The 12,242-nt window shown below is 45.7% G+C and carries 10 protein-coding genes; all 10 read right to left on the bottom strand.

The genetic code is table 11. From position 1 onward, the window contains the following. Nucleotides 1-2 precede the first annotated feature (2 nt). The 10 genes from HQN88_RS11700 to HQN88_RS11655 all read right to left on the bottom strand — a co-directional run bounded on the left by HQN88_RS11700 (nucleotide 3) and on the right by HQN88_RS11655 (nucleotide 12,208). A complete protein-coding gene (locus HQN88_RS11700) occupies nucleotides 3-2,873 on the bottom strand; it encodes an ABC transporter permease (RefSeq protein ID WP_173111303.1) in 2,871 nt (956 codons plus the stop codon). 63 nt (nucleotides 2,874-2,936) lie between these two features. Continuing rightward, nucleotides 2,937-3,977 carry an efflux RND transporter periplasmic adaptor subunit gene (locus HQN88_RS11695; RefSeq protein ID WP_246320197.1) on the bottom strand — a complete coding sequence of 347 codons (1,041 nt, stop codon included), beginning with the start codon at nucleotides 3,975-3,977 and terminating at the stop codon, nucleotides 2,937-2,939. Then, a complete protein-coding gene (locus HQN88_RS11690; RefSeq protein ID WP_173111301.1) occupies nucleotides 3,967-4,656 on the bottom strand; it encodes an ABC transporter ATP-binding protein in 690 nt (229 codons plus the stop codon). Before HQN88_RS11690 ends, HQN88_RS11695 begins: the two co-directional genes overlap by 11 nt. A gap of 156 nt (nucleotides 4,657-4,812) precedes the next feature. Further along, nucleotides 4,813-6,396 (bottom strand): response regulator, encoded by a 1,584-nt coding sequence (locus tag HQN88_RS11685; RefSeq protein WP_173111298.1) that lies wholly within the window; start codon nucleotides 6,394-6,396, stop codon nucleotides 4,813-4,815. A 7-nt stretch (nucleotides 6,397-6,403) separates the two neighbouring features. Further along, nucleotides 6,404-8,155, bottom strand: a complete 1,752-nt coding sequence (locus HQN88_RS11680; protein ID WP_173111296.1) for a sensor histidine kinase — start codon at nucleotides 8,153-8,155, stop codon at nucleotides 6,404-6,406. A gap of 681 nt (nucleotides 8,156-8,836) precedes the next feature. After that, nucleotides 8,837-9,568: an amino acid ABC transporter ATP-binding protein gene (locus tag HQN88_RS11675; protein WP_173111293.1), complete on the bottom strand. Its 732-nt coding sequence runs from the start codon at nucleotides 9,566-9,568 to the stop codon at nucleotides 8,837-8,839. Nucleotide 9,569: 1 nt separating this feature from the next. Then, entirely contained in the window at nucleotides 9,570-10,217 is a 648-nt protein-coding gene (locus tag HQN88_RS11670) for an amino acid ABC transporter permease (RefSeq protein ID WP_056624247.1), read from the bottom strand. Between the two features lie 84 nt (nucleotides 10,218-10,301). Beyond that, on the bottom strand, nucleotides 10,302-11,090 hold the full coding sequence (locus HQN88_RS11665; protein ID WP_173111290.1) for a basic amino acid ABC transporter substrate-binding protein: 789 nt from the start codon (nucleotides 11,088-11,090) through the stop codon (nucleotides 10,302-10,304). Between the two features lie 225 nt (nucleotides 11,091-11,315). Next, nucleotides 11,316-11,618 carry a YunC family protein gene (locus tag HQN88_RS11660; protein ID WP_056624253.1) on the bottom strand — a complete coding sequence of 101 codons (303 nt, stop codon included), beginning with the start codon at nucleotides 11,616-11,618 and terminating at the stop codon, nucleotides 11,316-11,318. A gap of 404 nt (nucleotides 11,619-12,022) precedes the next feature. Next, the gene (locus HQN88_RS11655) at nucleotides 12,023-12,208 is read right to left on the bottom strand and encodes a hypothetical protein (RefSeq protein ID WP_173111287.1); all 186 of its coding nucleotides are present in this window, start codon (nucleotides 12,206-12,208) and stop codon (nucleotides 12,023-12,025) included. Between the last annotated feature and the right edge of the window lie 34 nt (nucleotides 12,209-12,242).

The following is a 12,242-nucleotide window of genomic DNA, read 5'->3' as shown; positions in this document are numbered from 1 at the left end:
ACTTAATCCTCCCCAAGCTTAACAGCTTGATGAATCTTAATTCTGGAGAGCATCGTGCCGAGCAGCAGCAATCCCAGTCCGATCATGATCGTAACGATTATATACAAATGAAACTGATCTTTTGGATCAAAGCTGACTTGAAAAGGCGGTACTTGGCTGGAGGAATCGAACGTTATTTGGAATAAAGGAACGAACAAGCGACTAGCCGTGTTTCCCGTAATCATACCTATCAACACGCCGGCTCCCGACGTTAGAAGCTGTTCGGTGACTAGCATTCCGATTAACTGCCTATACGAGATTCCCATGGCGCGAAACACACCGAATTGTAGGATCTGGCCATATAACGAGAGCAACCAGTATAGGAGAAATCCAATGAAGCTGATGCCAATCGCGATTAGGAATCCAAGCGTCATAACACCATTCACTGCCAGTTGGAACGGATCGTTCTTCGACCGAATTACCATCATATTGGTATCGATTAGTTTAGTAACCGACAATCGCTTCTGCTCCAACGCTTCATATAAGGCTTGACTCGTCATTCCGGGCTTCAGTTTTAACCATACATCATAAGGCTCAACAGCTAAATTATTTTGGATATAAGAAAGATGTCCAATAACTAGCTTGGGTGCATTCGTTTTGCTTGCTGAACTCGATGAAGCTGTTAAGATCGGATTCGGATTCCAACTCGGCCAATAATCAATGATGCCATAGATCACCGATGTAGCACCTTCCACATCATTCCAACCGATTCGAATGACGTCTCCAACTTTGGCTCCAGTTTCCTCCGCGATGGACCTTGAGATCAGTACGGCTTTGGAATCTGTTGCTAACACATTCAAATAGTCGTAGAAATGATGATCTAACAAATGATCACGGAACCACGCTGTTCGACCGAAATCATCGGTATCAATGCCCATGAGTGTCGTTTTCTTCGTATCTTTACCAATCGATACATAGGCATCTTCTTTCTTAAATACCCTTGCTGCTGACGCCACACCTGTCAATTGTGTGAATGGCATGAACGGCGGCTCTACGTATTGAACGCGTTTCTTCCCCCCGCCTTCGCTGCCTTGAGGTTTCGCTCCCGTCTCCATCCCTGGCGGACCTGACTGTGGAGGAGGCGCATCACTATCCCATGTGGTTTGCAACACAATATCAGATCCGTTCTTGTACTGAATTTTCTCTTCCACATTCTTATTCATCGTTCTTGCGGCGCTTGCGCTGAAGATGCCTGTTGCCAATGTCATAATAATAAATAACATGATGAATTGATATTGGGTGGTTGATCTCCCCACTTGCAGCAACGTGGAGTATAAGTACGGCGGCCACCATTTGCGACCGACTGCATAGATCAGTTTAATGACCCAAGGGTAGATCCTGAGCAGAAAAAGCCCCATAGCGAATATGAAAAAGGCGGGTACGACGAATAACAGAGGATCAACCTTCATATCCAGAGAATCTAACCCTAGCGCAACCAAATCATCCATCCGTCGCTTAAAGCTTTGCAAGAGATACATGGAAACAGCTAATAAGACCACATCTAGGTATATTTTATGGACAAAAGAAAGCTTATTCCTCCTCGCGAGTGTTTGTTTATGGCCCACTATGCTCACTCGTGTTGCGAGTACGGCGGGGATGAGCACCATACCAACCGAAGCGATTACGGCAATCATCCCGTATTGGTAAGCCTCCTGACCAAGCTTTACTTCAATCGACGCACGCTGGACGAAGGATAGAAAACCGTTTGAAGCACCCAAGACTTTCGTTAATTGCAACCCTACAAACGGGCCGATTAACAGTGCAATTCCACCAAGTAGAATACCCTCGATCACATACCCAATCATAATCTGAGCTCGGCTTGCACCTCGGCTTCGCAGCACGGCGATTTCTGTTTTCTGCCGATCGGTAATCAAGTTCGCAACCATAAATAAGTAGAAAGCAAGTAAAATACAGACAGGCACATTCAATGACCATAGCAAGATCCGGAGCTTCTTCTCTTTCTCCCCATAGGATTGCAAGGTGAGCACCGTTGTATTACTAGATGTATACGTTTCTAAATACCGGCTAAAATATTCATCCATCTCCTTGAAGGTCGCAATAAAGGTGTCGATACCCTCTAACTTCAATTGATGATAATCCAAGAGGATATTCCAGTATGAAAACAAATCGATAAAATTATTGCTTTTCGTAAACTCTTGTTCAAATAAAGCTGATGGAATGAAAAATCTTGAATTCAAATCTTTATCCATATTCGTCCAATACATATCGGTGAAATCTGCACGATCGATCACGGCAACCGGCTTAATTCGAATATTTTGATAATCACTATCCACGACAGTGACTTCATTGCCTAATACGATTTTCTGCTTCGTCAACAACTCTGAAAACACCCAAGCCTCATAAACACCGTTCACGAGCTTTGTAGAAGGCATCACGCCATCAACAAGACGAATATGCTTTTCCAAATCGGTCATCGCTGTGATTTCGCCATACCTATCCACTTTAGGATCTAATTTACTTGGATCGCTAGGTGTAAGTTTAAACGTCTTCGTGGCTCGAATTATCGTGGAGAGCTGAATGGGCAAGTCAAAGCGCTTGCTCATATCGGTCATGAGAGCGTCCGTTTGCGCTAAGCGTTTATCCCCTTCTTTGGCTTTGGCAAAGTAAGCTTGGTTATTTACAAGTCCTGGATACTTCTGTGTATTCGTTTGTTGAACTTCCAAATCTTTGATCAACATACGTTGCAAAATGGCATGCGTGTAGATCGGCATGGAGCTCGCAAGGGCGACTGATATAATTAACCCAAGTAATAAACTTAGCTCTAACCAACGGTTCTTTGCCATTTTGCGGAGAATCATCAGTAATAAAGCCATTGTAATCCTCCTAAGCGTTTTGCTTTAGCAAAACTAGCATCGTAAACATAGATTTAAAGCGTGCTAATTATTTAAAATGACGCTCTGGCCTTCCGTTAGCCCCGTTCGAACTTCTACTTCCGTAGCGGTGACAAGCCCCTTCTCAACATCAATTTCTTTGCGGCTTTCACCATTCAGCACTTGCACATAATCTCGCCCCAGATAGGAACGAAGTCCCGTTCTTGGAATAATTAGCACATCGTCTCGTTTCTCCACGATAATCGTCATATCACCAGAGGCTCCGATCTCTGCGCCAGCTGTTCCTTCTGGAATCCCTACAATGATCGTTTTGGCATTCCGCTCTGCTTGCTGTTTATTATCAGATCGAGGAGCGCTTGATGGTGTTTGCAGCACTTTACCTGGCACCACATTCCCTTTGGACCCGAACTTCACTTCTACATTCATCCCTACTTCAATTCCCGCCAGTGCCCCGCTATCTGACGATTCATAGAATAGCTGCAGCTTGCTCGGATCTGACACAACGACTAGCGTGCTGTACGCATCCACGATATTGCCTTGTTGAGCATCCGTCACGAAGGTAACTATGCCTCCAGTTTCAGCCGTTAATTTGGTTTTGGCCAATTCAGTTTGCAGATTAGCTAACTGCAGTTGTGCTGCTTCCACATCGATGGCTTTAAGACGTATAGACAACGCTTGATCAGACGAAGACGAGGACATCTTAACTTGCGTATAAGCGATCTGAGCCTTCTCTAGATTCAACTTTTGCAAGGCAATTTTCGTATCTAAATCACCATGCTCTAGTTCCGCAAGCACGTCACCCTGCTTCACGATATCCCCCGATTTGACACGTAATCCAGCCAATCGGTGACCCGATTCTTTAAAAAAATAATTCGTCGTTTTGCTCGATCTTAAAGTCGCCATCGCACTGACTTTCCTCGTGATGGAACCTTTCTTCACTTCATATAACTCAAAGTTTTCTTTGACTGGCTTCACCAAAGGCGGCTTCAATGCTTCTTCTTCTTTGGGCAGCAACGCGCAACCAGCTAGTATGAAAAGGGCACCTGTTAGTAGTACAAGTTTCGAAGCCATTTTATTAACCTTCATCGACAATGGAACCATCCTCCAATGCATAGACTTCATCTACAATTTCCATAATCGCCAGATCATGCGTAGTCAAAATTATGGTCATCCCTTCCTTCACCAAATCCTTGAATAGTTTGAGAATCTGAAGTCCCATTCGGCTATCTAACTCTGCCGTAGGCTCATCTGCCAGAATCAACTTTGGCTTATGAGCAATCGCTCTTGCAATGGCAACTCGCTGTTGTTCTCCGCCCGAAAGTTCATAGGGTCGATGTTTCATCCTCGCCTTTAACCCCACGAAATGCAGAGCCTCTTCGGCAAGAGTCTTATATTGATTGGCAGGTACGCCCGATATGCGCAAACCAAATTCCACATTTTCGTAAGCGGACATATACGGCACTAAAGCAAACGATTGGAAAATAAGGCCAATCTGCTTCCGCCTGAGTTCATTTCGCTTGGATTCGGAGAGTGTACTGATCTCCAACCCCTCCAAATATACGGCACCTTCCGAGGGATGATCCAAGGCTCCTATTATGTTCAATAAGGTAGTTTTCCCCGAGCCCGATCTTCCGCGCAAAGCCACAAGCCTGCCTCTGGGGATCGAGAGATTCGCGCCGCGCAGGGCATGAACCGCACCTGCTCCCTTCCCAAATACACGTGTGACCCCAATGGCTTGCACCATGGGCCCTTGATAGTCCTGCATCGTCAAAGTGAACACCTCATCTTTATGCTAATCCTACATCTTCCCTTTAAATGTAAACCTTTACATAACAAATAAACAGACTGCCTTTGTTCGAAAAGGTGTCTGTTTGTTCTTTTTTGCGAGTCCATACTAACTTAGGGAAAATACTGTACCGGCTTAATTCGGCTTCTCGAACTCTTTCGGTGAACAACCGACAACACGCTTAAACGTCTTGGCGAATGTTTTGGCATCAGGAAAGCCTACGGCATCTGCTACTTCATATACTTTCATTTCGCCTGTTCGCAGCTTTCGCTTCGCTTCTTCTATACGGATTCGAGTCAGCGTTTCACTCAGCGATTCTCCCATTTCTTTACTATATAAATCACTTAAATAGCTGCGGCTGAGCCTGACATGATCAGCCATGTCCGATGTACTGATCGGCGAAGCATACTGCTCTTGCATATAGGCCAGCACCTTTCGAATAAACGGATTGGTGGAGCGATGCTTCTGATCGTTCCCTAGAGCAGCCAATTTGTTCGCCATGAGCATGCTCATCGCTTGCCGCACAAGCTCGCTCACCTGTTCGAAGCTGACACAATAGCTCGTCACTTTGTTATGCACGAACAGCTCTTCATAGCGATCAATATCCGCATAGCCGCGTTCGCGGGCATATCCCGCGGCCAACGCCAGCAGTTCTTGGATAAATGGCAGCACCTTATCCTTCTCGGGGCGCTGCTCTCTCAGTCTCGCGCAGAGAACGTCCGCGTGATGCAGATACCCCTCGCTGTTATCGTGCACGATACAGCGCAGCAGATCGCTGCGTATGTCGTACGGCAACGCTGCGGTTGGCTTGCTTGCGGCCTCCGGCGCAAGCACCATTCGGCGATTCCGGCTCATGCCGTAGAATCGCTCATGCAGCTGCTGCGCGTGGAGCGCCGCAGCTGGCTGCACCTCCTCGAGCCGGCGTATGACGACGCCGGCTCCAATGAACCAGTCCGGCGCGGTTGCGAGCCGGACCTGCGCAGCGCGCTCGAGCGCTGCGGCAGCGGCGAGGGCATCGCCGGCTGTGGCTGCGGCTGCTGCCGGCATGAGCAGCAGCACGCTGTCCGCGGCCAGCGGCAGCGCCGCGAGGCAGCCGGTCCAGCGCCAGCCTGCGGCAGCCGTGGCGCCTGCGCCTGCGCCGGTGTGCAGCAGCAGGCTGACTAGGCTGGTCGCCGCTGCGTCTGCCCTCGAGCGGCCTGGTGCCGCGCCAAATAGCTCAGCCTGCAGCTCCGCTTCGCCAACCCCCGACTGCAGATACGCCTGCAGTCGGCTCGAAAGCTGCATCTGCAGGCTAGAGGCGAGCTCCAGCTCTCGCATCCCCTGCTCCCTTCGCTCATTCCGTTGTATTTCCAGATCGCGCTTAACACCTACCATGATGTCCATTAACGATTCGGGCTCCATCGTTGGTTTCAGAATATAATCTTTGGCTCCCAGCTTCATCGCTTCTTTGACATAAGTGAAGTCATCCATACAGCTCAGGACCACAGCACTTATCGGTCTTGCGCATTCTTTGAGCTTTCGAATTAACGCTAAACCATCCATGCGTGGCATAATAAGATCTGTGATGACGATGTCGATCTGCAAGGTATCAATGAGCTCATATGCCTCTAAACCATCCTCAGCATCACCTGCATAAGTAAAGCCATACTGTTCCCAATCTACCAACTCACGCAAACCTTGCCGAATGATAGGTTCATCATCCACCACAAGCACATTCATGTACGCTTCACTCCTCACCTTGATGAATGGGAAGAAACATGCGAACCGTGGTTCCTTCACCGGGTTTACTGCTAATATGCATTTTGTACTCGGGTCCATAAATCAGCTTTATTTTCTCTCGAATATGCGAAATCCCCACACCGCTCATGCGCTCCTTCAGCATACGATTAGCCTGCGCATCTCCAGTTCCAGTTGCAACCATCGCCTCCCAAGCTGAGGCGCCCTCGCCGACCTGCATCCCAACCCCATTATCTTCCACTTGGCAAAATAATAGATCGCGATCTAACCATGTCCGAATCGTAATGGTACCCTCACGCTTGGTTGGACCAATACCGTGAATAATCGCATTCTCCACCAATGGTTGCAAGAGCATTCTGGGAACTAAACAACCTAATGTGATGTCATCTACTTGCATGTCAATCCCAATGCGATCCCCATAACGAAACCTCTGAATTTCCATGTAATCATGCGTCAGGCCGATTTCATCACGCAAGGTGATAAAATCTCCTTTTTTACCTAAGCTAGCTTGCAAAAGGCGAACTAACGCACTAACCACCTCTGAGATCTGAGGTGTCTTATGAATTTTGGCCACCCATTTGATCGTATTCAATGTATTGTAGAGGAAGTGGGGGTTCAATTGATAATGAAGTGCTTCCATTTCGGCTTCTTTTTTCAGGGATTCCTCCCGCTTCACCTGCTTAATTAAATCTTCCAATCGATTCAACATCTGATTATAGCTTTCGCCTACTTGCGTCCAGTCATCAGAGCTTTTGAACGTCCAATAGGCCCTCAGATCGCCTCGCTCTGCACGGTTCATTAATGCTTTCAGAACATAAAGCGGCTTCGTCACAGCGTTGATAAAGAGGAGTACTCCCCCTACACTAAGTGCGATAACGAAAACAATCAGGACAACGAGCCAAGTACGGTAATTAGCAAATACATCTAGACGATCTACGGGCAAAGGCGCTTCATAATACGATTGCCACGAAATATTTCCGATAACCTCCATTTGTTTCACCGAATGAATCATGGCCCCATCCCTATTCACGTTGCCAACTTGCTGACCTGCTCCATGTAAATCACCTGTGTAAACACCTTCTCGATACAGCACCCGTTGTTCTGGATCCATCAATATATAGGTATGTGTTGGGCTCTTAACAGTAAACTCCTTCCAAACCTTATTCATATTCAGCCAAATGGTAAGCTTACCAAGCTCTTGCGTACTTGAACTGTCCATTATGGACTCTGAATAGGTCATTAGATAGGCGTTATATCGACTAGATTCTTCTCCTAACGGCTCAAATCGTTTGTTTGTACGTTTCACTTGTGTAACGAGTGCGCCATTTGTTTCCCCCGTATGAGCGCATAGTGTTCTGTTGGTTGACTGAACCGTCAGACAAACCTGCTCGATGTAACGAGAGTGCACAGTCTGCTCGGATAGCAAGTTATTCACATAGGAATTCAGTTCTTTGGCATCCTGTGAAGTTGAATCTTTGAGTTTAGCAAAAGCAATAAGCGCATAATCCGTTGCATGTCGATGTGTCATTTCCGCTGAATAACGTAATTCCTGTTGTAATCCCGTGATCATTTGATCATGTTGTACATCAACGGCATGCATGACCGTTCTATCCAAATAAGAGGAGAACTGCTGATAGCCCACATACAGCACAAGCCCTAATGGCAAGGAAATCGCCAGAAATACATAGAGAAACACACGAAATTGGACTCTATTCGTGAGGTGAGAGAACAACGATGGCATATGTCACCTTTCATTTTCAAGTGGATAGATATCTGAATGAACTTAATTTCTATCATAGCATATTGGAAATTTTTGCAGTTTCATTTTTTGCTCAAATTGATATTAGACTGTGTCCCACAAATGATAGCGCTTTTCAAAATGATGTCTGGTTACTTGGCGCTGATGTTGTTGATGAACGATACTGTTTGGGAGAGGCTGGGGGTTCGGGGTTCGGGGTTCGGGGTTCGGGGTTCGGGGTTCGGGGCTTGGGGCTTGGGGCTTCGGGGGCTCTATGTGCCCCACAGTTACATTAACTGGAAATTATACAGTTATTATCGAGAAAATCCCCTGCAAATTCGATTTAACTGTAAAAATGTAGGTAATACCGCCTCTTTTGCTCAGATCGAGTAAAATGGTCAAAATTAACTACAGATTTTCCATCTATTCTCTGTTTTATCGAAAAATTCATAAAATTAACTACAGAAAATCCATTTATTTGCTGGAAACACAGAATCCCCCGCCCAGCATCACGCACACTATTGAGGGCGATGAGTATGGCAGGGAAGCGTGCGAGAGGGATGCGTGTGAGAGCGATCCCCACACAGAGTTCCATTCCCCCGCTACCACATACTAATGGTTGTTTATATATCGCCAATTAGCAAAAAAAGCCCGCGCTAAGCGCGAGCCTCCTTGTATATAACCCTATAGTACTTTGGACAAAAACGATTTCGTACGCTCCTGTGTCGGCGCCTCGAAAATTTGTTTCGGGCTGCCTTCCTCGACAATAACACCCTGCTCCATGAACATGACACGATCGCCAACTTCACGCGCGAAGCCCATTTCATGCGTCACGACAACCATCGTCATGCCTTCTTTGGCCAACTGTTTCATAACGTTGAGTACTTCACCAACCATTTCGGGATCCAATGCAGAAGTCGGTTCATCGAACAACATAATCTTCGGCTCCATCGCAAGTGCACGTGCAATCGCAACACGCTGCGCTTGACCGCCGGATAAAGAATCCGGAAGCGCGTTAGCTTTGTCTGCGAGTCCAACCTTAGCCAAGAGCTCCAAGGCTTTCTTCCGTGCTTGATCCTCCGGCCATTTCCGTACCTGAATTGGCGCAAGCATAATATTATCAATAACCTTCATATGCGGGAATAAGTGAAACCGTTGAAAAACCATACCTAATTCCATGCGGATTTCATTAATTTTGTTTGCAGGGTCCATGAGATTACGACCATCAATCGTGATCGTTCCACCATTAGGCTGTTCCAGTAAGTTCAAGCATCTCAAGAACGTAGATTTTCCTGAACCGGAAGGGCCAATCACAACCAGCACCTCCTGGTGCTTAATTTGTGTACTGATGTCGCGAAGAACAACGTTATCTCCGAACGCTTTTTTCAAGTTCTTTACTTCAATTAAAGCCGTCATATTATACTCTCCTTTCGATATAGCCAAGAAGCTTGCTAAGAGAGTAAGTAAGAATGAAATAAATGAGTGCAGCTGTCAAATACGGCTCCCACACTTTGAAATATTGGCTGCGCATCGCATTCGACCAATACATTAACTCAGGCGCCGCGATAATGGCGAACAACGAGGAATCCTTGATGAGGACGATAAATTCATTCCCGAAAGGCGGAATCATCCGTTTGATTGCTTGCGGTAAAATGACCGATTTCATCGTTTGGAAATGCGTCATGCCCAGAGAATGTGCGGCTTCGGTCTGGCCTTTATCAATGGATTGAATACCTGCTCGGAAAATCTCCGCCATATACCCCGCTGAATTCAATGATAGGGCAACAATCGATGCGATGATTGGGTTGGTGGACCCTAAGAATAAGGGCACTACGCCAAAGTGAACAAGCAATATTTGAACCAGCAACGGTGTGCCGCGGAAGAAGTTAACATATATACTTGTCGGCCATCTCAAATAGCCGCGGTGTGACATTTTTCCTAAACCAACTGCCAGCCCCAGTACAGACCCGAAACAGATGGAGAGAATGGAAATACCAATTGTCCACAGCGTACCTTTTAGCAGCAAGGGGACATAATCAAGAATGATATCAAAACGAAAATCCATTCCACACTTCCTTTCCTTTAATTATTCTGCTACTTACAGAAGAAAAGCATGCGTTAGGTTAAGTCACGCATGCTTTTGAACTTTTTATTTTTGATCGAGCAATTTCTTCGTATCCGGTTCTTGACCGAACCATTTTTTGTACACAGTCGCATACTTGCCGTTCTCGATTACTTTTTTAATCGCTGGATCCAGCTTCGCTTTCAGGTCGCTGCCTTTTGGAAGCAAGATACCATAGTACTCGGATTCGAAGTTTTTCGCGTCAGCGATCGAAACGAATTTTTTGTTTGGATTATTTTTAACATACTCACGAATAATAGCAATATCCGCAACAACCGCGTCAACACCGTTACTCTCAAGTTCCATTAGAGCAAGCGTGTTATTATCCATACGTTTCAGAGACTTGTTATCGCCACCCATGATTTTCGTCATAAGCGTATCCGCCGTAGTCGAAATTTGAACCGCTACTTTTTTATCTTTCAAATCAACTGCACTTTTGATCGGGCTGCCTTCTTTAACAAGAATCATGTTCGTCGACTCGAAGTAAGGAGCTGTATAATCATACGTTTGTTTACGTTCATCTGTAATAGATACGCTGGAAATACCCGCTTGATACTCTTTACCTTGTTGAACGCTCGTCAACATTGTGTCCCAACCCGTGTTAGTAACGCTATAAGATAGACCTGCTTCTTTCATAACTTCAGCAAGGAAGTCAATATCAAAACCAGCTACCTTGTCTTTATCCATATATTCCATCGGTGCATACGCTGCATCTGTTGCAAATTTAACTTTGGTGCCACCGCTATCTTTCGAGCCACAACCTGCCATTGTTAATACTAAAGCTGCTGCTACCACAGAAATCATTAATTTTTTCATTATTTTTCCCCCGTTCTATGTAATGGACGAATCATATATTAACACTTGGTCAATAAAATAACAACACCTTTATGCACAAAAAGGGCAAGGAAATTGCAGGAAGTCTGCGTTTTTATGCATTTTCATTCCTGTGCACAGTTGACCTGCTTTCTTTTGTCATTTTGCATGATGCAAAAAGCGCTTAGGTCTTAGAGACCCAAGCGCTCGAGCTTGCCGTAAACTGTCTTACATCATTTTAAGTATCGCTTCTCGTCCTGTCATCCCGGCTACAATGCCCAGGTCTTCCGCCGTATAGGTTACTGATTCAAGCGGTGCTTCCAAAAGCTCCTCGATCGTTCGAACCCCGGTAGCTCGCGCCGCTACAATATTCCTGTCACTTAGTCGCTCGTTGAGCAGCGCCACATCGAGGGCGCCACACATAATATAACCTTTATCCGTTGTCACCACTAGCAAGGTCGTTTTCGGCAATTTAACCTCTATCGCGATTGCTGTATGTCCTTCAAGAAGAATGGGTTCTACGCGCATCATGCTCTGCACAGCTCCTCTTCGCAGTCTTACGGTAGTATATGCGCCTGCGGCTAGTACGGTGTGAGGTCACTGTAAAGATTCTGTGTGTTTTTCTATTCATAACCTCATTAAAGCTCGCCTCTCGGCTTGAGGTCTACATAGGGGACAAACGCCAACAACTCTTCCTTGCTCGTCTGAATAAAAGCTCAGTTTCCTATCTTTTTTACGACAAAACGAACACATTTGCTTGTTCACTTTGGATACTCGCTTCCCATATAAGGACATTTGTATAATCTTCGTCGTCTCTACCTTGTCTCTAAATTTAAACGTAAGTCTATAAACAAAAAGAAGCACACTCAATAGGATGATAACAAGCACGATCCATTTCATAGCGCAACCTTCCTTCATGCGGTATTCTTACCGGTTTACTGAAGATGGAACTGGGATGTTGCTTTAATCAGGCGAATTTTTTCTTTCTGTTGTTTAATAACATCTTCATACACCTGTAATTGCCTTACAAATAAAGCATATTCCTCTTCTGCTTCTTTGAGAATGGCTTCTGCCTCCATCAATTTTAATCTTAAATCTTCTCTCGCTGTATTATCATCCAATGTGGTACTCCCAAACAATGATTTATTTTTTCTG

This window comes from Paenibacillus qinlingensis, from assembly GCF_013204845.1.
GTDB classification, from domain to species: domain Bacteria; phylum Bacillota; class Bacilli; order Paenibacillales; family NBRC-103111; genus Paenibacillus_E; species Paenibacillus_E qinlingensis.
This window is presented reverse-complemented; position numbering and strand designations above follow the sequence as displayed.